Origin of the sequence: Micromonospora sp. NPDC048999 (assembly GCF_040649295.1) — a bacterium.
In the GTDB taxonomy this organism is placed as follows: domain Bacteria; phylum Actinomycetota; class Actinomycetes; order Mycobacteriales; family Micromonosporaceae; genus Micromonospora.
The window spans coordinates 246,119-266,540 of sequence record NZ_JBEZFI010000004.1; the positions used below are offsets into that span (position 1 = coordinate 246,119).

Consider the following 20,422-nt stretch of genomic DNA (forward strand, 5'->3'; position numbering starts at 1 on the left):
CCGACCGTTGTTGCCAATCCCTTGCAACAAGCCATGGTGATCATCACGCGGGCGGCGCGTCGCCACCGCCTCTGGACGGCGGCATGGCGGTATCGTCTGCGCCATGACCGACCGCCTCAGCCCCGGCGACCCCGCCCCCGAATTCAGCCTCCCGACCGACAGCGGCGGCACGCTCACCCTGGCCGACCTGCGCGGCCGCAAGGTCATCCTGTACGCGTACCCGGCCGCCATGACGCCCGGCTGCACCAAGCAGGCGTGCGACTTCCGCGACTCGCTCGCCTCACTCCAGGCCGCCGGCTACGAGGTGGTGGGCATCTCCCCCGACAAGCCGGAGAAGCTGGCCAAGTTCCGCGACCGGGACGTCATCACCTTCCCCCTGGTCGCCGACATCGACAAGGCGGTGCTGACCGCGTACGGCGCGTACGGCGAGAAGCAGCTCTACGGCAAGACGGTGACCGGGGTGATCCGCTCGACCTTCGTCATCGACGAGGACGGGAAGATCGAACGGGCGCTCTACAACGTCAAGGCCACCGGGCACGTCGCCAAGCTCCGCCGCGACCTCGGCCTGGACTGAACTTGTCACACCGGGCCGCTACGTTCCGTGCGTGGTTCGGTACAAGTACACGCCGGAGGCGCTCGCCCAGGCTGCCGCCGAAGCACACAGCATCACCGGAGTGATGCGCGCGCTCGGTGTGCGAATCAGCGGTGGGTCCCATGCACACATCAGCCGACAGCTCAAGTTCTTCGGCATCGACACATCACACTTCACCGGCAGCGTGCACAACAAGGGGCGCATAGGAGCACGCCGGCCCTCCGCGGCGGTGCTGGGAAAACTCGAACCCGATGCCCGCAGGACCCCGGGATTCCGCCTGAAGCGAGCGCTGGCGTCCATCGGCCTTCCCGAGCAATGCGAGGTCTGCGGTGTCGACACGGAGTGGCAAGGGGCCCCGCTGGTCCTGCACGTCGACCACATCAACGGCGACTTTCTCGACAATCGCCCACCCAACCTGCGCCTGCTCTGCCCGAACTGCCACAGCCAGACAGCCACGTATGCCGGGCGGAAAAAGAATTGGGATCTGGCGACGCAGAACCCGCCTCACGATGCTCCTGACTCGGAAGCGGATGACATCACGAGGGAGCTAACCCGGCCGGCCAGGCCCAGCACGCCACTTGCCGAGCAGGAGGTGGCCTCGTTGATCAGCCAGGTCGCGGCGGGCCACCTCACCTCAGCGGAGGCCGCCCGGCGCCTCGGAATCTCCCGCGACATCGTCAGCAGGATGCGACGGCGCTGGGAGGCGACGGGAAGCACTGCGCCCCCACCACGCGTTCCTGACCGCCCGGTCCGGCGACGGTTCCGGGAGGCTGTCGTCCGCTTAGCTCTCGCTCACCCAGAGTCTGGTGCGCGGAAAATCGCGCGACGACTGACGGAGGCGTCGGACGATGGGCCGGTGATCAGCCACCAGACGGTGCAGCTGATATTGCGGGAGGCGGGCCTCGCCACCGCCGAGGCCCGACGCTCTAGAATCAGCGGGTCTGCGGGAGTGGCGAAAGGGCAGACGCGGTAGGTTTAGGTCCTATTGTCCGAAAGGACGTGGGGGTTCGAATCCCCTCTCCCGCACCAGAGCAGCCCTGTCGTGAGCGTCACGATCCCATGACGTCGGGACCAGGCTGATCCAGGATGGCCGGCGTGAACCTGCGCTTCGTCCTCGACCCCGTACTCACCCCCGAGCTGCGCGAGCAGATCGTCGCCCTCTGGGTGGAGGTCACCAACGCCGGCGGCGCGGTGGGCTTCGTCGCCCCGGTGACCGCGGCCGAGGTCCGTCCCGTCGCCGAGGAGGCCTTCGCGGGCATCGCCGACGGCCCGGACCGGCTGCTCGTCGGCTACGAGGGGGATCGCCTCGTCGGCATCCTGGTCATCTGCGACAACCGGTTCCACCTGACGACGCACTGGCGGACGCTCAAGCGGGTGATGGTGCACCCGGACACGCAGGGCCGCGGGTACGGCGCCGCGCTGATGCGCGAGGCCGAGCGAATCGGCCGGGAGCTGGGTCTGGCGGCGCTGCACGTGACGGTCCGGGACGGCCTGGGCCTGGGCGCCTTCTACGGCCGGCTCGGCTACCGCGAGGTGGGCCGGCTGCCCGCCGCGCTGCGCCTCGCCCCCGGCGACGACCGGGACGAGGTATTCATGTGGCTCGACCTGAATGCGGCGTGAGTCGGCTACGCCATCAGGTCCATAGGACACCGGCGGCACACCCTCAGCAGCCGGCGCGTACCACCTCGGCGGCGGTGGGTGAGGCGACGGGCGGGTCCACCACGGCCGACGCGGCGAGGGTCGGCGGGCTGGTCGACGCGGACGGCCGGGGGCTCGGCCGGGCGGACGGCGAGCGGGTGGGCGTCGCCGACCGGGACGGGGTGGCGGAGGCGCCGCCGTACATCCGGACGGTGCTGTGTTGGACCTGGCCGGGGAGCATCCGGAGGCCGGTGGCGGTGGCGCGGTGGCCGTACACGTCGGTGACCCGGATGGTGTACGGCCCGGGGCCGGCGCCGGAGTCGATCAGCCAGTAGTTGTAGTCCTGCCGGACGGCCGCGCGCCAGTTGCCGCCCTGCCGTACCTCGACGGAGCGCAGCGGGTTGCCGTGGTCGCCGACGAGGACGGCGAACCACCACTGCGAGGCACCCTCCTTCATGCGGAAGGTGAGTGGGCCGGGCAGGGGCGGGTTCACCACCGCGCGGTAGGTGACCTTGACGATGCCCTGCACCGGGTCGGCGATCCGCGCGAACGCCTGGGCGGAGAGGTCGAGGTGGCCGGGTTCGCACTCGGGGCACTGGTCCATGACGAGGACCCGGACGGTGCCCTTCGGGCCGGTGACGTCGAGGAAGCCGCCGCAGGCCGCGCCGGAGGCGTACTCGTTGGGGCCGAGGGCGACGTAGAGCTGGTTGGCGGGCGCGGTTGGTCGCGAGCAGTTGCCGCCGGCCCCGTTGGAGTCGTAGAAGGTCGCCTTGCCGGTCCGCACGGTGTCGCCGAGCGGCGGTCCGGCGAGCGCCCCGGGCAGGGCTGCGGGCAGCGCGCGGGGCGCGGCGCAGGCGGGGGCGGCGCCACCGCGTACGGCGAGAGCCACGCCGAGCAGGGCGGCGAGCGCGCCGACCGCGCCGGCGGCGAGCCAGCGGCGGCGGGGGCGGGGGGCGGCGCGGCGGCGGCCCGGCCCGACCCGCGCGGGCCGGTTGCCATCCACGGCGGGGGGCGGCGGGCCGCTGCGAGCGCTACCTTCGGTCACGCCGGTCGATGCTGCCGGACGAGACAGCGTCGGACAAGCGGGCTGAGCGGAAGCTCTGGCTGCTGCGTGCCGCCGGGGCGGGCCCCCGCCAGCGAGCGGGCCAGGTTCCGGTCGGATGGTCGGGCTGTCCGACCGGACGAGGGTCACCGGGCTGGCGGCCGAGTCAGTAGCATCGCGCACATGTCAGATGGACAGCAGCTCGCCGACTACGACACGCACCGCTCGGCGTCCGAAGTGGATCCCGATGGCACGGAGCAGTCGTCCGCCCCGGCTCCGCGTCGCCGCCGCGGCCGGCGTATCGCCCTGATCGTGCTGCTGGTGGTGGTGTTGCTCGTCGGTGGCGGCGTCATCGCCGGTGGGTTTTACCTGAAGTCGGTGGAGTCGGGCATCGACCGGGTTGACGCCTTCACCGGTGTCCCGGAGGAGGAGCGCCCCGCGGTCGGGGCCACGGGAGCACAGAACCTGCTCATCCTGGGTAGCGATTCCCGCGATCCGGAGAAAACCGCCGGTTCGCGGACCGACACCATCATCGTGGCCCACCTCCCGGCGGATCGGTCGAGCGCACAGCTGATCTCGATCCCCCGCGACACCTGGGTGCCGATCCCTCGCTCGGCGGACGGCCGACACGGCGGCCAGGATGCGAAGATCAACGCCGCCTTTGCCTGGGGCAGCACTCCGCTGATGGTGCAGACGGTGGAGAAGTTCACCGGGGTCCGGATCGACCACGTGGCGCTCATCGACTTCGGCGGCTTCAAGGAGATCATCGACGCTCTCGGCGGTGTGGACGTCGATGTGGAGAAGTCGTTCACCTCGATCCACCCGCCGTACCGCGCCTTCAAGGCCGGGCCGCAGCTGATGAACGGCGAGGAGGCACTCGACTACTCCCGCCAGCGCAAGCAGTTCGCGGACGGCGACTTCGCCCGCATTCGGCACCAGCAGCAGGTCATCAAGGCGATCCTGGACAAGGCCGCCTCCGGCGGGCTTCTCACCAGCCCCACCAAGCTGAACGATTTCCTCAAGGCGACGTCGAAGTCGGTGTCGGTGGACAAGAACATGTCTCTGCTGGACATGGCGAGCCAGATGCGCGGGGTGCGGGGCAACAACCTGTCGTTCCTCACCAGCCCGACCAAGGGCACCGGCTGGGTCGGCGACCAGAGCGTGGTGTTCGCCGACGCCGGCCGGGTGAAGACCTGCTACGACGCGGTGCGCCGGGACTCGGTCGAGGAGATCAAGCTGTACGCCCGGAAGTGACCCCGCCAGACGGCGGATCGGAGGCGTGACGGGGCGGCGGGTCGAACGATCCACCGCCCCGTTTCCGTCGGCATCGCACCATGATCATAAGCGGCGGGAAGTAGGGCATCGGACTGGCTGGCCGGCTCTGGTGCCCTCGTCTGCCCGGCCGTATCCTGCGTTCGCCCCGGCAGCGGGAATGGCCGAGCCAGGGCACCACGGGGGAAGGAACACCAGTGTCACAGCAACCGGCGGTGGGCGACCACATAGTCGGCACGGAGGAACCTGGCGAGGAGCCGCTGTCGACCGGGAGCGGCGACGGCCAGAGTCGAAGCCTCACACCGGTGATCCCGGCGGCCCGAGGGAGGTCGTCCGCGCCCCGCTCCGCCAGGCCAGGGTTGGACACCACGGCGGTACTGCCGTACGCCGGATCCCGGGCCTCCCGGCGCACCCGGGCGCTACGGGCGTGGATGATGACCGGGCCGGTCGATGTCGCCGCACTGCTGGCTCCGCTGCTGACGACGCATCGGTACTGGCACGGGACCCTGGTCATGGCCGGCCTGACGGTCACCTTCTTCACGGCCGGTGGGCTCTACCACGCGCGGCGTCACGTGAGCATCCTGGACGAGCTGCCGAGTCTTTGCGGGCGACTGCTCGCCTCGGCGGCGGTGGTGGCGATGATTGCGGCCCTGCGGCACGAGTCGGCGGAGTATGTCCTGGGCTTCGTGCGGGGGGTGGGTTTCGCCGCCGGGCTGGTGATCGTGGGGCGGGTGGTCACCCGGGAGTTCGCCATCATCGCCCGTAAGCGCAGGTGGGTGGAGCACAACGCCATCATCATCGGCGGCGGGCCGACCGCCGTGGAGCTTGCCCGGTTGCTGCGCCGCTACCCGCAGTACGGCCTGCGCTTCGTCGGCTGCGTCGACACCTCGCCGGGCACCGGGACGGCGACTCACCCGCTGATCGGTGGTCTGAACGAGCTGGAGCAGTTGGTGGCGATGGTCGAGTGCGAGGTCCTCATCATCGCCGACCCGAACTGCCCGGAGCCGATGCTGATGGAGGTGCTGCGCCGACCCGCGACCGCAGCCTGCGACCTCTGGGCGGTGCCCCGGCTCTGGGGCTCCCGATCGCACGGCGACCATATTGGAGCGTTTCCGATCGTCAAGATTGGCGATACCACGCTCTCCGGCCCCCGGTGGGCGCTCAAGCGCGCCTCGGACGTGATCTTTGCCCTGGTGGCGCTGCTCGTGCTGAGCCCTGTCCTGCTGCTCTGCGCGCTCGCCGTGCTCATCGACGGCGGGCCTGGCGTGTTCTTCCGGCAGGTGCGGATCGGCCGGCACGGGAAGCCGTTCCACATCATCAAGTTCCGGTCGATGCGCCCAGCGGACGAGCACGAGTCGCAGACGAACTGGTCGATCGCGCACGACCGGCGGGTCGGCCCGATCGGCCGCTTCCTACGGCGTACCTCGCTGGACGAGCTTCCGCAGCTGTGGAACGTCCTGCGGGGCGACATGAGCGTGGTCGGGCCGCGGCCGGAGCGCCCGTATTTCGTGGAGAAGTTCTCCGCGGAATACCCGGCCTACGCCATGCGGCACCGGGTTCCGGTGGGGCTCACCGGGCTGGCACAGGTCAGTGGCCTGCGGGGGGACACCCCAATCTCGGACCGCGCCCGGTTCGACAACTACTACATCGAGAACTGGTCGCTGTGGCTGGACGCCAAGGTGCTGCTGCGTACGGTCGGGGAGGTGTTCCGCGGCGGCGGTCGCTGACCGGTCCACGCCGGCCGGGACGAGGATCTACTGCGCCCCGACGAACCCCTCATCCCTTGGAGCATCCCTTGCCGAATGTTTCGGTCGTCATCCCTACGACGGGCCGGCCCAGCCTCGTCGAGGCGGTGCGCAGCGCTCGCGCTCAGCGCGGGGTGTCCGTGCACGTCGTGGTCGTCTGCGACCTCGCCGAGGTGCCCGCCACCGTGCGGGAACTGCGTGGCGAGGTGGACGAGGTGGTCTGCACGGGCGGGGGTCGGCGTGGCTCGTACGCGCGCAACCTCGGCGTCGCGCACGCCGCCCCGGGCAGCCACGTGGCGTTCCTGGACGACGACGATGCCTGGTTGCCGGGGAAGTTGGTCGCCCAGGTGCCGGTGCTGGAACGGCTGGCCGCCCAGGGCTTCCGGCCCGTCGTGTCGTCCCGGATCCTGCAGCGGACGGCGGGCGGCGAACCGCTCCCGACGGCGACGCCGGAGACCCTGATCGCCGACGGCGTCCGGCCCGAGGACTACCTCTTCCGCCGGCGTCGGCTCGGCATCGGCCGCCAGTCGCTGCCGACCTCGACCCTGCTGACGACCGGGGAGCTGGCCACCGCCTGCCGCTGGGACGAGACGTTGCCCCGGCACCAGGACTGGGACTGGCTGGTCCGCGCGGCCCGCCTGCCCGGCGTCACCATCACCCAGGTGCCGGAGGCCACCGCCGTCTACACCGTCGGCAGCCCCGGGTCGGTCTCGGCGGGCGCGGACTGGCGTACCTCGTGGGAGTGGGCGAAGCGGTGGGAGGGCGTCTGGGCCCGGGAGACCTTCGCCGATTTCATCGCGGCGCAGACCCTCCGGTACGCGCTCCAGGCCCGCGACTGGGCCGGCGTTCGGGAGCTGGTACGGGCGATCCGGCGGAACTCGCCCCCCTCCGCCCGGAACGCCGCGCTGGCCGCGCTCGGTATGGTGCCACGGGCCACCCTCGAGCGCGTCGCGATGCGGCGGTCGCGGGCCGCCACCGATTCCACCACTCCCCGACTGACGGACCGGTCCCGCTGATGCGCCTGCACTTCGTACTGCCCCAGCTGGAGCCGCTGTACGGCATGGAGCGTGCCGCGGTGCTCCTGATGCGGGGGCTGCGGGCACACGGTGTGGCGGTCTCCGCTACCGTCCTGTCCCGAGGCGTCCCGCCGGGCCTCGACGACCTCGACATCGACCACCTCGACATGGGCACCCGGATCACCCGCCTGGTGGAGGCCGTTCCGCCGCTGCGCCGGCGGTTGCGGGCCCTGCCGGCCGACGCGCAGGTAGTTTCGAGCGGCCTCTGGGGGACGGTTCCCGTCAGCGCCGCGCTGGCCGGCACCGGGCGCGGCTTCGTCGCCTGGGAGCATTCACTGCTACCCGAGCGGCTTCGCATCGACCGGCGGGTTCGCGCGTTGGCCAGGATGACCCGGGTCGGCGCGTTGCGTCCCCGGCTGGTCGTCGCGGTCTCCGACGGGGTGGCGCGGACGGTACGGCAACAGGCACCGGGGCAATCCGTCGTCACGATCACCAATCCGATGCCACTCACCGGTTTCGTCCCGCCGCGCCAGGTCGCCGACCAGTCGCGGGTCGGGCTGCTCACGACCGCGGCATTCCGCCCTTACAAGAATCACCGCTGCGCTTTGGCGGCGCTGGCCCGGCTGCCGGAAAACTACCACCTGACCCTCGCCGGTGACGGTGAGGAGCGGGGGATGCTGGAGGCCCGGGCACGCGAGCTGGGCATCGTGCATCGGACGACGTTCCTGGGCCGGGTGCCCGGAGTGGCCGGGCTGCTCGCGGAGGCGGACCTGCTGGTGCACCCGTCCCGTGCCGAGACCTTCGGGTTCAGCCTCGTCGAGGCGGCCGAGGCCGGTCTGCCGGTCGCCACCCTCCCGATGCCCGCGATGGACGAGCTGATCCCGGCCCTGGTGCCCGGCATGTTGGCCGCCGAGCCGACGCCGGAGGCGCTCGCCGAGGCGATCCTGCGGATGACCGGCGATGCGCGTCCCACGCACGCCGACTTCGAGAAGGCCTGGCACGCGCGGTGTGAGGCACTCGACCCGGCCAGGGTGAGCCGCCGGTGGGTGGAGGTGTTGGACCGGTGACGCTCGCGGACCGCGCCGCCGACCCGACGGGTACGGAGCCTTCCTCCGCGCGGCCGGCCCGTTCCTCCGCCGGCCGCGGCGACGGTTTCCTGCGCAAGTCCGGCACGTTCCTGATCGGAACCCTGCTGCGTACGGTCGCCCAGGGCGCGCTGTTCGTCCTGCTGGCGCGGGAGATGCCGATCGAGGAGTACGGCCTGTTCGTTGGCGTCACCGCGCTCGTGGCGGTGGTCTCGCCGTTCTCGTCGGCCGGCGCGCCGAGCCTGATCTTCCAGAGCCATGCCGACCGGCCGGCGGACTGGGGCCGGCACCTCGCCCGGGGGCTGGTGCTGACGGTCACCTTCGGGCTCGGCGCGTCCGTACTCGTGACAGCCGCCGGGGCGGCGATCTGGGCCGGAGAGGTCAGCCTTTTCGACGTGGCCGCGCTCGCCGTGGCCGACCTCGTGGCCTGGCGGCTGATCGAGGCCGTGGCCGCCTCCGTTCAGGCGCGCGGCCGGATCTTCGTCGCCTCGGCGGTACCGGCCGTGCTGCACGTGTGCCGACTGGCCGGGGCGGTGGCGCTGGCGGCCGCCTCGGCCGGGCCGGTGACCCTGCACGGGTGGGCGATCACCGCGATGCTGCTCTCCGCCGTGGTCTGTCTGCTGGCGATTGGGTACGGCCTTCGCGGGGCGCGCCTGCGCCGGGCCGCCGTACGCGGCTCGTTCGGGCAGGTCCGGACCGGCATGCTCTTCGCCGTCGGGCTCTCGGCGCAGACCGTCTACAACGACCTCGACAAGGTGATGCTGACGAGGCTGGGCAGCCCGGAGGCCGCGGCCGTCTACGCCGCCGCGTACCGGGTGGTCGACTTCGCGTACACGCCGGGGCGCGCCATGGCGGCGGTCGCCTACCCACGCTTCTTCGAGGCCGGCCGCGACGGCCCGCGCGCCGCCCTGCGGCTGACCCGCCGGTTGCTACCGCGGTACCTGATGTTCAGCGTGCCGGCGGCCCTGCTGCTGGTGGCCTTCTCCTGGCTGATGCCGATCGTCTTCGGCGCCGAGTACGCGCCGGCGACCACGGCATTGCAGGGGCTGAGCGCGCTGCTGGTGCTGAAGGCGATCCACTACCTGGCGGCCGACACCCTGTCGGGCAGCCGGTTGCAGGGCCGTCGCACGGTGTGCCAGATCGCGGTCGGTGTGGTCAACGCGGGGCTGAACGTCTGGCTGATCCCGGCCTACGGCTGGCAGGGCGCGGTCGCGTCCAGCCTGGTCTGCGACGCGCTTCTCGGCGTCCTGCTGTGGAGTTGCCTCATCGCCGCCATCCGGCGTGATCCGTCGCCCGTTGCCGTTTCCTTGCCGCACCCGACGACCACCATAGAAAGGGCATGAGTTGACCGGCCTCTTCGGTTTCCTGGTGACGGCGAGCGCCGCCGCCACGGGCATCTGGCTGTTGTCCGTCCGGCGCACGGTCGCGACCGCGTTCGGCGGTGGCAGGACAGCGCTCGTGTTCGTCGGCTTCGCGGTGCTGGCCAACCTCGCGCCGGTGCTCGCCGGGGAACGCAGTTCCGCACTGATCGGCGTGCTGGTGCTGGCCCTGCTGGCCTGGGTGGTCCGCGCCGGTCGCCCGGTCCGGTTCGGCCCGTCGGATCGCTGGCTGCGCATCTCCTGGCTGGCCGCCGCCGCGCTGTTGGTCTGGTGTCTCGGCGTGGACGTCCTAGTCGGCTCGGGGCTCTACGGGTCGCGGCTGGTCGCATACGTGGCGGCCGCGCTGCTCCTGCTCGCCGGGGCGCTGCTCGCCGCGCGGGCGGCGTTGAGCGTACGCGCCCTCGCGTACACCGGGCTGACCGTGCTGTCCGTCCTGTCCGTTCCGACCATCTTCTCCGGGCAGGCGTGGCGGGCCTGCACGGATGGGCAGCTCGAGAAGTGCTCGGTGGCCGGGGCGTTGTTCAAGAGCTTCTACGAGTCCGAGAACTACATCGCCATGGTCGCCTCGTTCACCCTGGCCGCCTGCCTCGTCGCGATGCGGCGTGCCGAACTGGTGGGGGCGAGCGCCTTCTGCCTGCTGATCATCGTGGCCACCGGCTCGCGAACCAGCTATCTCGCCGTCGCCGCTGCCGGCGCCTGGGCGCTCGGCAGCTTCCTGATCGAGCGACGGCGGCGGTACGAGCGGATCCACCTCGCCGTCTGCGCCGGCCTGGTGCTGGTCTCCGTCACGGCGGCCACCTACCTGATGTGGAGTGCGACGAAGACCACGCTGAGCAACCGGGGCAACATCTGGATCCACGCCCGGGAATACCTCGCCGGCATGCAGGCGACCGGAGTCGGGGTGTCGAAGTGGTACCACCTGCGGGACGTCGGCGAGGCCCCGACGCACTTCTTCCACTCCGGCTATGTGCTGGCCATCTTCGCCGGTGGCTTCATCGCGCTCGCGATCTGGAGCGCCTGGGCGGCCAGCCTGCTGCACGGGGCCGTTCTCGACGGCCGGGCCTTCTCCGCGAAGACGCCCATGGTGCTGCTGCTCGTCTACTCCTTCACCGAGGTTGTCTGGAACCCGCTGTCGGTGGACGGGCTCTCCTGGATCTTCCTGGCGCTGATGCTGACCCGGTCGGCCACCGCCTCTGCCAACCCGCTGCCCGTCCCCGGCCCGGTCGACGCCGTATCCCGGCCGGACGGGTTCGCCCCGCTACGCCGGCTGACCGCCCGCTGGGGCAACCGGGTCGCGGGTCCGCGCGGCTGACCCGCCCCTACCCGGTTTGCCCGGGCGATCGGCACGGGCTCACGGCGCGGCACGGATCGGCAGACTCGCGAAGGCCAGCAGGCCGGCACCGGCCGCGTTCACGATCCACGGCCCGGCTCCCACGTGGCTGAGGTAGCTCACGCCGGTGGCCCCGTCCGCCGGGCCGGAAAGGGCCAGCACCAGTTGTCCGCCGGGCCGGTAGGCGACGCCGACGACGGTGACGGGACTGCCCTCGATCCGGAAGTCGCCGGCGACGCCTGGGTCCACGGTGAGCGGGTCGTCGGACCGTAGCTGGACCACCACCTCGCTGCGCCGAGCGTCGGTGAACGCGGCGGACCGCGGGTTGGGGGGCGCCACGCCGCCGCTCGGGCCTCCGTACAGGTCACGGGCCACCACCGCGAAGGTGTGGTCGCCCAGCTCGCGGTAGCCCTGTTCCCAGGCGTAGTGGCACCCGTCGTGGCCGGAGAGCCCGTTGGTCGACAGCACGGTCACCCCGAGGGTGTCGCCCATCCGCCGCTGCGCCTCACGCAGCCGGCCGGTGGTGCTGTTGTCGCAGGGCGAGGTACGCACCTGGAACACGTAGTAGCGGGTGTTCCGGTCGCCGATCTCGGCGTGCCAGTCCCGCAGCAGCGCGGTGAACCCGGCGACGTGGGCGGTCACGTTGTCGTTGTCGGACTCGCCCTGGTACCAGAGGACGGCGCGCACGTGGCCGATCACGCCGGCGGCGGTGAGCCGTTGCCGCAGCCGGCCGTAGTTCGTGTGCGGGTCGTCCGGGCGGGCGGCGACGCGCTGGAAGTGGCTGATCGGCCGGCTCTTCTCCGCACCGTTGATGACGGCCACCGGCACCTGGTAGGTGTCCATGATCCGGTGGGCCATCCGGATCCCCCACTGGCCCACCGAGCCCGGCTGCCGGACCAGGTCGCCGGTCGCGTAGTTCCATCCCCGGCCGGAGGAGAGGGTGGGGTCGTCCGTGGGCGAGCCGTAGCTGCGGATGAACGGTGACTCCTCGGCAGCGGACGAGCCCTGCTGCATGGTGGCCAGGGCGTTGGACTGGCCCTGGATGACGTAGACGTCTCCGGCGACGACACCCTCCCAGAGGCCGACCCGGCGGTTCACGCCGTCGCCCAGCACACGCAGCTCGAACCGGTACTCCCGCAGGGCCGCGGTGATCCGGTACCGGAACGAGAAGTCCCGCCCGTCGGTGGCCGGCGAGCTGTACTCCCATCCGTCGGCGCCGCTGGTCACCTTGAGCTGCACGGCGCGCACCCGAGCGTCCTTGACCTCCCCGGCGACGGTGACCACGGCGCCGTTTCCGGCGTCCCTCGGGAAGAGCTGACGATCAAGGGGATGCCGAGTCAGGGTGAGCACTGACGAACGGGCGTAGATGGTCAGGTGGCGCCGGCTGAACTCGGCGGCGTTCCCGGCGAGCGTCCAGTCGGGATTGCCGGTGGGCGCGGAGCCGATGCCGAGCGAGAGCGGGCCGCTCGGCGAGGTGAAGCCGTTGATGGCCAACACGGTCTGCGGTGGTGTCGGGGACGGGCGCGTGCCCCCGACCAGGTGCACCTGGAACGAGCCGTACGCCAGGGCCGGGTGTATCTCGTCGTCCGCGTCGTACCGGTCGGCGACGGCGCCGGAGATCTGGCCGGTGCCGTCCGGCCCGTAGCTGTTCGGCCACATCTCCAGGTAGCCGGGCAGGCCGGTCCCCGTGGTCAGGCCCTTGACGTTGGTGGCGACCTCCACGTCGTTGACCCGCTGCTGGACGATCTGCCCGGCCCGGGTGGGTGGACCGAGCCGACGGGCGTCGGTGGTGAAGGGCTCCATCGCGGTCCAGACCCACTGCGGGCCGGCGGGACCGGTCAGCTCCAGGCAGTAGCCGACCCGGTCGAAGCCACCGGCGACCGCGGTGGTGTCGTCGAAGGCGTACGCCGGGGCCTGGGCTTGCCAGTTCCCCTGAGCGGGCAGGTCGAGCGCGGCGACCGGGGTGAAGCCCGCCATGCCGGCCACGTTGGCCGCGCAGCTCGTGCCGTCCACGGGCACGACCGGCGACGTCGAGCGCCGCGCCTCCGGCGCCGACCAGGCGGCCTCCGGCCTCGGCGACCTGGTTGACGGCCAGACGGCCACGGCGATCGAAAGCAGCAGCAGAACGACCAATCCCAGAGCGACCCAGGCCGTACGCGGCACGGACCGAAGGCGCCCCGTCACGGAGGGAGCTCGCGTCACCCTCGAACCTCCATACTGGTCGCCGCCTCGTCGCGGGAAAGGTTATGCCATGGGTGATCCGCAGAGTGGGCGCCCGAAATGCGGGGGCCGGGGCGGGATGTGTCGGGCGTCGGCTGTCTGCCATGATGCGCGCCATGGCGGTAACGAGCACAACGGCGTCGGTGGGAACCCGGTCCGCCGGCATCGACCTCCTTCGCATCATCGGCATCGCCGCGGTGGTCGTCGGCCATGTGTGGGGTGGCAGCATCGCCCGCGCCGCCATCTACACCTGGCACGTTCCGCTCTTCTTCATCCTGACGGGATACTTCTGGACCCGCGGCCGACCGATGGCCGACGAGTTCCGCAAGCGCTGGCGGTCGCTGGGAGTCCCGTACCTCACCTGGCTCGCGCTGCTGATCGCGCTGCTGGTGGTCGCCGACGCGGTGACCGGCGAGGTCGCCGACGGCACGTTCGGCGACGCCCTCTACGGGGGCACTGCCGCAGTCCGGCCGTTCTCGGCGTTCTGGTTCGTCTCGGTGCTGTTCCTGCTCGCGCTGGCATACCGGGCGCTGGAGCGGTTCCCGGCCGGGGTGGCCTGGGCGGTCGCCCTGGTGGGACTCCTCGTGGCCTACCTCGCACCGCCGCTGGTGACCGCCGGGCCGCTCGGTCTGTTCCTCGTTCCCGCCTGCCTGATCTTCGTGTTGTCCGGCCGCCTGCTGCGCCAACTGCGCCCGCACCTGTCGGTGGGCGCGGGCGCGGTCCTGCTCGCGCTCGGTGCGGCGCTGGTGGTCAGCGGCCTGGGCACCCCGCTGGACATCAAGGCCGGTAATTTCGGTGCGCCCGGGTTCGGGGTGCTGACCGCCGTCCTTATCAGCGGCGGGCTGATCCTCCTCGCCGAGGCGCTGGACACCCGGATCGGCGGCGGGGCCGCCCGGACGATCAACCGGCTGTCGGTGTGTGGCATCGCGGTGGTGCTGAGCCACGCCGCGGTGCTCTGGGTGCTGCACACCCCGTCGAGCGGCGGTTGGTCGCACCTGGCCGCCGCCCTGGTGCCGCCCTGGGCCTTCGCGTTGGTGGCGCTCCGGACCCCGGCCAGCCCCTACCTGCTCGGCGCGAACGGGGGCGGTCGCCGGTGACCGGCCGCCGCCTACGGGCTACGCCGTGGTGCTACGCCGCCTGACCAGGATCACCACCAGGACGACGAGCCCGACGGCGAGCGCCCCGGCGGCCGTGCCGAACAGCGGCAGCGCGTAACCGGGGGAGGCGGACGAGTTCCCGCCGCCACCGCTGTCGATCGCGGCCTGGCGGTAGACCTGGGCCAGCAGGTTGCTGGGGGACTTCTCGGCCGCCTTGCCGAAGCGCTCGGCCGCAGTCGAGTTCTGGCCGGCGAAATACGCGTCGAGCCCGCTGCGATACACCTTGTCGGCCTCGCCGAGGGTGTTCGGCACCTCGGCGGTGGAGAGCAGACCGGCCATCGTGGACGCCGGCACGGCCAGCCGGTTCGCCTTGTCGGGTCGCAGGTTGTCATTGTCCAGCATGCCGACGACACGGCCATTCGGGTCGATGACGATCCCGCCCCAGGAGTAGAGGCCGAGGTCGTCGTTGATCCGGTACGGCTTCACCGGCGACTGGGTGTCCATCGTGGTCACGGTCACCGACTTCGAAACCACGGTGTAGCTGGCGGAGCGGTAGCTGGTGTCGGTGGTGCTGTAGCCGAGGATGAGCAGAGGCGTGTCCACGGCCACGTCGGCGGCGGGGTTCAGCTCCGCAGCCGGAAGGTTGCCCTGCTCAAGCTTGACCAGGGCGAGATTCCCCGCTTCGAGGGCAAGCGTCTGCACGACGTTGCCGGGGATGGCTGGGCTGTCCGTGACGGCCCCCTTGGCCACGTTCAGCTGGCCGTAGAGCGTGGCCTCGGGCTCCGCATCGGGCTCGGCGCCGGTGAAGATCGCGGTCTTCATCCGCGTATTGGTGAACTCGGGGACGTCCTTGTTGTTGAGCGAGCGTTCGGCGACGAGCGCGTTGGCCAGGGCACCCAGCGCGTTGCGGAGCAGGATGTCCTGGGTGGGGCGGACGCACTGTGTGTTGGTGAGGACGTGACCGTCGGGATTGACGACCACACCGCTACAGCGCCGGTTGACGGTGATCGGCGTCTTGCGCAGCAGGCTGTTGTCCTGCCTGTTGCGGACATACCCGGTGACGATGACCTCGACGAACACCATGGACGGTCCGACGGTCGCCAGGGCCCGCTCCTCCGGGCTGCGCAGGGCGGCCTGCGCCCAGGGCTTCAGGCCGGGGTTGATCGCGGCGGGGCTGGGGGAGGCGGTGGACTGCGTCGTGCGGCCGTCGGCGTCGTCGCCGGAGACCGCCCAGATGCCCACACCGCCGGTCACGGCGGCGACCAACAGCAGCACGGCGAGCGCGGCCCAGAGCCCGGTCTGCCGCCGGGGTCGCGGCGGGGAGGGCTGGATCCGGCGCACCGGAGAGGTGAACGGATCCCCGGGCGGAGGACTGACCGGCTGCACGGCGGGCGGGTATGCCTCCTGCGGCGGCGCGGAGACCTGCTGCGGCGGGACCGACACCGGCTGGGGTGGAGCCGACACCGGCTGCGGCGGCGCGGAAACCTGCTGCGGTGGAGCCGACACGGGCTGCGGCGGGGCCGACACCGGCTGCGGCAGCACAGGCTGCGGCGGCGCGGGCTCGTGCGGCGGGGCCGCCGGCTGCTGGGGCGAGGTGAACTGCTGCGCCTGCCTCGGGTCGCCCTGCAACGCCCAGGGCGCGAGCTGCGGCTGCTGCTCGGCGGGCGGCTGGGACGTGGCGGTCGGGCCGTCCTCGTCCGCCTGCTCGCTACGGATCTCCTGGCCGAGCGCGAAGAAGAGGTGATCAGCCCCGGGCCCGCCGTCGGCGGCGTACGCGACCCAGGGTGCCGGAGCCGCGAAGTCGGCGGCCAGGTAGGGCTGGCCGCTGCCGCCGGGCGAGGCGAGGGTGTCCGCCATGCCGGCGAAGGCCTGTCGCCAGGCCGGGTCCTGGGCCACCGCCGGATCGAGCACGGCGACGGTGGCCAGCCGGTCCTGCCCGTCGATGGCCCACCACGCCGTGCCCACCTGGCAGACGCCGAGCACCTCGGTGAACCTGTACGGACCAACCGACTGCATGACCCATCTCCTCTGCTCACCCGCCGTGCGGATAGTACAGAGAGGAAGCATGCCCAGACGTCCTCCGGTCGGTGGGCGGGACCGGCCGGGTGTTGCGTTCTGAAAGTTTTCATGCATAGAGTTCCGCCATGAATGAAAGCGGTGCGGCACCCCCCGACCGCCTGCTCGACCTGTTCCACGGCGTGCGGCTCACCCCCACCCAGCGCCGGATCGCGCACTGCCTGGTGCAGCAAGCGGGCGCGGCGGCGTACCTGTCCGCGGCGGAGGTCGCCGAGCTGGCCGGGGTCAGCCAGCCGTCGGTGACCCGGTTCGCGATGGCGCTCGGGCACGACGGCTACCCCGCGCTGCGCCGCCGGCTGCGGGAACTGTCCGCCACCAGCGGCGCCGACCCGGCCGACGGCGGGAACGCCCTCCAACGGGCGGTCCGCGCCGAGCTGGGCAACCTCGACCGGCTCGCTGGGCAGCTCGCCGACGCCGGCCGGATCGCCGAGGTCGGGAAGCTGCTGGCGGCCAGCCGCCCGCTGCCGGTCCTCGGGCTGCGCGCCGCCGCGCCCCTGGCCGCGTACTTCGCGTACTTCGCGGCGAAGGTGCACCCGGACGTGCGGGTGCTCGACGACGGCGGCAGCCTCCTCGCCGACCGGCTCGAGCAGGCCGCCGCCGCCGGAGCGAACGCGCTGCTCGCGTTCGTATTACCCCGCTACCCCCGGGAGACCCTCGATACGCTGCGCGAGGCCCGCGACGCCGGGCTCACCGTCGTGGCGATCACCGACTCGCCGGTCAGCCCCGCCACCGAGTACGCCGAGGTGGTGCTACCCGCCGCCGTCGGCACCGACCTGGTGTTCGACCTGCACACCGCCCCGATGACCCTGGCCATGGTGGTGCTCCAGGCGATCTGCGACGCCGCCCCGGCCGAGACCCAGACCCGACTCGAGGCGTTCGAGTCGTCCGCCGCCCGCCGTCAGTTGTTCCTCAGCTGAGAGGAGTACGAGATGCACCAGCCCGTCCGCGCCGCCCGCGGCACCGCACGCACCGCCCAGGGGTGGCCACAGGAGGCCGCGCTGCGGATGCTGATGAACAACCTCGACCCGGAGGTGGCCGAGCGCCCCGAGGACCTGGTGGTCTACGGCGGCACCGGCAAGGCCGCCCGGGACTGGCCGTCGTACCACGCGCTGGTCCGGACGCTGACCGAGCTGCGCGACGACGAGACGATGCTGGTGCAGTCCGGCCGTCCGGTCGGCGTCATGCGCACCCACGAGTGGGCGCCCCGGGTGCTGCTGGCCAACTCCAACCTGGTGGGCGACTGGGCCACCTGGCCGGAGTTCCGCCGCCTCGAACAGCTCGGCCTGACCATGTACGGGCAGATGACCGCCGGCTCGTGGATCTACATCGGCACCCAGGGCATCCTGCAGGGCACCTACGAGACGTTCGCCGCCGTGGCCGCGAAGCGTTTCAACGGCACCCTCGCTGGCACGCTGACGCTGACCGCCGGATGCGGCGGCATGGGCGGGGCGCAGCCCCTCGCGGTCACCATGAACGGCGGCGCCTGCCTGATCGTGGACGTCGACCGCAGCCGGCTGGAGCGCCGGGCGCACGACCGCTACCTGGACGAGATCGCCGACTCGCTGGACGACGCGGTCGAGCGGGCGCTGGCCGCGAAGCGGGACCGCCGGGCGCTCTCCGTCGGCGTGGTCGGCAACGCGGCAACCCTCTTCCCGGAGCTGCTGCGCCGAGGCGTCGCCATCGACATCGTCACCGACCAGACCAGCGCGCACGACCCGCTGTCATACGTGCCGGAGGGGGTGGAGCTGGCCGACGCCCGCGACTACGCGACGGCGAAGCCGGCCGAGTTCACCGACCGGGCCCGGGCGTCGATGGCCGAGCACGTCGAGGCGATGGTCGGCTTCCTCGACGCGGGCGCGGAGGTCTTCGACTACGGCAACTCGATCCGGGGCGAGGCGAAGCTCGGCGGCTACGAGCGGGCCTTCGAGTTCCCCGGCTTCGTGCCGGCGTACATCCGGCCGCTGTTCTGCGAGGGCAAGGGCCCATTCCGCTGGGCGGCGCTCTCCGGTGACCCGGCCGACATCGCCGCCACCGACCGGGCCATCCTCGACCTGTTCCCCGAGAACGAGTCCCTCGCCCGGTGGATGCGGATGGCCGGTGAGCGGGTCGCCTTCCAGGGCCTGCCGGCGCGGATCTGCTGGCTCGGCTACGGCGAGCGGGACAAGGCGGGGGTGCGGTTCAACGAGATGGTCGCCTCGGGCGAGCTGAGCGCGCCGGTGGTGATCGGCCGGGACCACCTGGACTGCGGCAGCGTGGCCAGCCCCTACCGGGAGACCGAGGCGATGGCCGACGGCTCCGACGCGATCGCCGACTGGCCGCTGCTGAACGCGCTGGTCAACACCGCCAGCGGGGCGTCGTGGGTGTCCATCCACCACGGCGGCGGGGTGGGCATCGGCCGGTCGATCCACGCCGGCCAGGTCTGCGTCGCCGACGGCACCGCCCTCGCGGGGCAGAAGATCGAGCGGGTGCTCACCAACGACCCGGCGATGGGCGTCATCCGGCACGTCGACGCCGGCTACGACGACGCCCGCGAGGTCGCCGCCCGCACCGGCGTCCGGGTGCCGATGGCGGAGGGTACGGCGTGAGCGCGAGGAGTGCAGCGCAGCGGAGCCCCGCAGTCGCGAACATCAGAGGTGCGGCGTGACAGACCTGGTCGCCCGGTTCCGGAAGCTCTGGGACGACATCGCGCCGGTCGGGCGGGACGCGGGCAGCGGCGGCTACCTGCGGTACGCGTTCACCGAGCCGGAGAACACGCTGCGGGAGTGGTTCCGGGAGCAGGCCGACCGGCGCGGCATGCCGGTGCACGGCGACGGCAACGGCAACCTGTTCGCCTGGTGGGGCGACCCGGATGCCGGGGACGCGGTGCTGACCGGCAGCCACTTCGACTCGGTGCCGCACGGCGGCGCGTACGACGGGCCGCTCGGCATCGTCAGCGCCTTCCTCGCCGTGGACGAGCTACGGGCGGCCGGGGTCACCCCGACCCGGCCGGTGGCGGTGGCCGCGTTCGTGGAGGAGGAAGGCGCCCGATTCGGCGTACCCTGCCTAGGGTCGCGGCTGCTCACCGGGGAGATCGCGGTGGACCGCGCGGCCGGGCTGCGCGACGCGGCCGGGGTGAGCTTCGCCGAGGCGCTGGGTGAGCGCCCGGCGGGCGCCGACCCGGGGCTGCTCGGCCGCTTCGCGGCCTTCGTGGAGCTGCACGTCGAGCAGGGTCGCGCGCTTGTCGACCTCGCCGCGCCCGTCGCGGTGGCCAGCGCGATCTGGCCGCACGGCCGCTGGCGCTTCGACTTCCACGGCGAGGGCAACCACGCGGGTACGACCCGGATGGCCGATCGCCGCGACCCGATGCTCACGTACGCGTTCACGGTGCTCGCGGCCAACAAGGAGGCCCGGCTGCGCGACGCGCACGCCACCGTCGGCCGGGTGTCGGTGGAGCCGAACGCCACGAATGCGATCCCGCGGCAGGTGACCGGCTGGCTGGACGCCCGGGCGGCCGAGCCGGAGACGCTGCACGGCCTGGTCGAGGCGGTACGGGCCAAGGCGGCCGAGCGGGCGAAGCGGGACCGCACCGAACTGACCTGCACCGAGGAGTCGGCGACCCCCCTAGTCGCGTTCGACGGCGGGCTGGCCGACCGGCTGGCGACGCTGCTGGACGCGCCGGTGCTGCCCACCGGGGCGGGACACGACGCAGGGGTGCTCGCCGCACACCTGCCCACCGCGATGCTGTTCGTCCGGAACCCGACCGGGGTGTCGCACTCCCCCGCCGAATCCGCCACCGACGCCGACTGCGCGGCCGGGGTGACCGCGCTGGCCCGGGTGCTGGAGGAGCTGGCATGCCGCTGAGCAGGACGACGCCGGCGCCAGTCCGGACAGCGACGCCGGTCCAGACAGCGGCGCCAGTCCGGACAGCGGCGACGGCGACGGCGACACGAG

At 72.2% G+C, this 20,422-nt stretch carries 16 protein-coding genes and 1 tRNA gene; 14 read left to right on the forward strand and 3 right to left on the reverse strand.

The features are described 5' to 3' along the window. Positions 1-103 precede the first annotated feature (103 nt). The 4 genes from bcp to AB0C02_RS09105 all read left to right on the forward strand — a co-directional run bounded on the left by bcp (position 104) and on the right by AB0C02_RS09105 (position 2,212). Complete coding sequence (gene bcp, locus AB0C02_RS09090; protein ID WP_357542809.1) at positions 104-574, forward strand: thioredoxin-dependent thiol peroxidase; 471 nt, start codon at positions 104-106, stop codon at positions 572-574. Positions 575-605: 31 nt separating this feature from the next. Continuing rightward, positions 606-1,565, forward strand: a complete 960-nt coding sequence (locus tag AB0C02_RS09095) for a helix-turn-helix domain-containing protein (protein ID WP_357542811.1) — start codon at positions 606-608, stop codon at positions 1,563-1,565. Beyond that, a tRNA-Leu gene (locus AB0C02_RS09100) sits at positions 1,536-1,621 on the forward strand. The genes AB0C02_RS09095 and AB0C02_RS09100 overlap by 30 nt, the downstream gene beginning before the upstream one ends. 57 nt (positions 1,622-1,678) lie before the next feature. Continuing rightward, entirely contained in the window at positions 1,679-2,212 is a 534-nt protein-coding gene (locus AB0C02_RS09105; RefSeq protein ID WP_357542812.1) for a GNAT family N-acetyltransferase, read from the forward strand. Between the two features lie 43 nt (positions 2,213-2,255). On the opposite strand, the gene AB0C02_RS09110 is transcribed toward AB0C02_RS09105, so the two are convergent. Beyond that, positions 2,256-3,275 (reverse strand): expansin EXLX1 family cellulose-binding protein, encoded by a 1,020-nt coding sequence (locus AB0C02_RS09110; RefSeq protein WP_357542814.1) that lies wholly within the window; start codon positions 3,273-3,275, stop codon positions 2,256-2,258. Positions 3,276-3,455: 180 nt separating this feature from the next. Here AB0C02_RS09110 and AB0C02_RS09115 point away from each other — a divergent pair, with 180 nt between their 5' ends. The 6 genes from AB0C02_RS09115 (at position 3,456) to AB0C02_RS09140 (ending at position 11,081) form a co-directional block, all read left to right on the forward strand. Then, on the forward strand, positions 3,456-4,526 hold the full coding sequence (locus AB0C02_RS09115) for an LCP family protein (protein WP_357542816.1): 1,071 nt from the start codon (positions 3,456-3,458) through the stop codon (positions 4,524-4,526). A gap of 449 nt (positions 4,527-4,975) precedes the next feature. After that, positions 4,976-6,271 (forward strand): sugar transferase, encoded by a 1,296-nt coding sequence (locus AB0C02_RS09120; protein WP_357542884.1) that lies wholly within the window; start codon positions 4,976-4,978, stop codon positions 6,269-6,271. A 68-nt stretch (positions 6,272-6,339) separates the two neighbouring features. Then, a complete protein-coding gene (locus AB0C02_RS09125; RefSeq protein ID WP_357542818.1) occupies positions 6,340-7,305 on the forward strand; it encodes a glycosyltransferase in 966 nt (321 codons plus the stop codon). Next, positions 7,305-8,372: a glycosyltransferase gene (locus AB0C02_RS09130; protein ID WP_357542820.1), complete on the forward strand. Its 1,068-nt coding sequence runs from the start codon at positions 7,305-7,307 to the stop codon at positions 8,370-8,372. Before AB0C02_RS09125 ends, AB0C02_RS09130 begins: the two co-directional genes overlap by 1 nt. Then, entirely contained in the window at positions 8,369-9,733 is a 1,365-nt protein-coding gene (locus tag AB0C02_RS09135) for a lipopolysaccharide biosynthesis protein (protein ID WP_357542822.1), read from the forward strand. Before AB0C02_RS09130 ends, AB0C02_RS09135 begins: the two co-directional genes overlap by 4 nt. Position 9,734: 1 nt before the next feature. Then, positions 9,735-11,081: an O-antigen ligase family protein gene (locus tag AB0C02_RS09140; RefSeq protein WP_357542824.1), complete on the forward strand. Its 1,347-nt coding sequence runs from the start codon at positions 9,735-9,737 to the stop codon at positions 11,079-11,081. A gap of 39 nt (positions 11,082-11,120) precedes the next feature. On the opposite strand, the gene AB0C02_RS09145 is transcribed toward AB0C02_RS09140, so the two are convergent. Then, on the reverse strand, positions 11,121-13,283 hold the full coding sequence (locus tag AB0C02_RS09145) for a sialate O-acetylesterase (RefSeq protein WP_357542826.1): 2,163 nt from the start codon (positions 13,281-13,283) through the stop codon (positions 11,121-11,123). Positions 13,284-13,462: 179 nt separating this feature from the next. On the opposite strand from AB0C02_RS09145, the gene AB0C02_RS09150 reads away from it, so the two are divergent. After that, positions 13,463-14,416 (forward strand): acyltransferase, encoded by a 954-nt coding sequence (locus tag AB0C02_RS09150; protein ID WP_357542828.1) that lies wholly within the window; start codon positions 13,463-13,465, stop codon positions 14,414-14,416. Between the two features lie 18 nt (positions 14,417-14,434). On the opposite strand, the gene AB0C02_RS09155 is transcribed toward AB0C02_RS09150, so the two are convergent. Next, the gene (locus AB0C02_RS09155; protein ID WP_357542830.1) at positions 14,435-16,432 is read right to left on the reverse strand and encodes a trypsin-like peptidase domain-containing protein; all 1,998 of its coding nucleotides are present in this window, start codon (positions 16,430-16,432) and stop codon (positions 14,435-14,437) included. 128 nt (positions 16,433-16,560) lie between these two features. On the opposite strand from AB0C02_RS09155, the gene AB0C02_RS09160 reads away from it, so the two are divergent. The 3 genes from AB0C02_RS09160 to AB0C02_RS09170 are packed head-to-tail and all read left to right on the forward strand — an operon-like array spanning position 16,561 to position 20,332. Further along, entirely contained in the window at positions 16,561-17,409 is an 849-nt protein-coding gene (locus AB0C02_RS09160; protein WP_357542832.1) for a MurR/RpiR family transcriptional regulator, read from the forward strand. Positions 17,410-17,421: 12 nt separating this feature from the next. Then, positions 17,422-19,077 carry a urocanate hydratase gene (gene hutU, locus AB0C02_RS09165; RefSeq protein ID WP_357542834.1) on the forward strand — a complete coding sequence of 552 codons (1,656 nt, stop codon included), beginning with the start codon at positions 17,422-17,424 and terminating at the stop codon, positions 19,075-19,077. Between the two features lie 55 nt (positions 19,078-19,132). After that, positions 19,133-20,332: an allantoate amidohydrolase gene (locus tag AB0C02_RS09170; protein WP_357542836.1), complete on the forward strand. Its 1,200-nt coding sequence runs from the start codon at positions 19,133-19,135 to the stop codon at positions 20,330-20,332. The last annotated feature ends 90 nt before the right edge of the window (positions 20,333-20,422 follow it).

Coding starts and splice junctions, on each gene's coding strand:
- bcp (WP_357542809.1), top strand. CDS start 104: ATGACCGACCGCCTCAGCCCCGGCGACCCCGCCCCCGAATTCAGCCTC.
- AB0C02_RS09105 (WP_357542812.1), top strand. CDS start 1,679: ATGGCCGGCGTGAACCTGCGCTTCGTCCTCGACCCCGTACTCACCCCC.
- AB0C02_RS09115 (WP_357542816.1), top strand. CDS start 3,456: ATGTCAGATGGACAGCAGCTCGCCGACTACGACACGCACCGCTCGGCG.
- AB0C02_RS09120 (WP_357542884.1), top strand. CDS start 4,976: ATGATGACCGGGCCGGTCGATGTCGCCGCACTGCTGGCTCCGCTGCTG.
- AB0C02_RS09130 (WP_357542820.1), top strand. CDS start 7,305: ATGCGCCTGCACTTCGTACTGCCCCAGCTGGAGCCGCTGTACGGCATG.
- AB0C02_RS09155 (WP_357542830.1), bottom strand. CDS start 16,432: ATGCAGTCGGTTGGTCCGTACAGGTTCACCGAGGTGCTCGGCGTCTGC.
- AB0C02_RS09160 (WP_357542832.1), top strand. CDS start 16,561: ATGAATGAAAGCGGTGCGGCACCCCCCGACCGCCTGCTCGACCTGTTC.
- hutU (WP_357542834.1), top strand. CDS start 17,422: ATGCACCAGCCCGTCCGCGCCGCCCGCGGCACCGCACGCACCGCCCAG.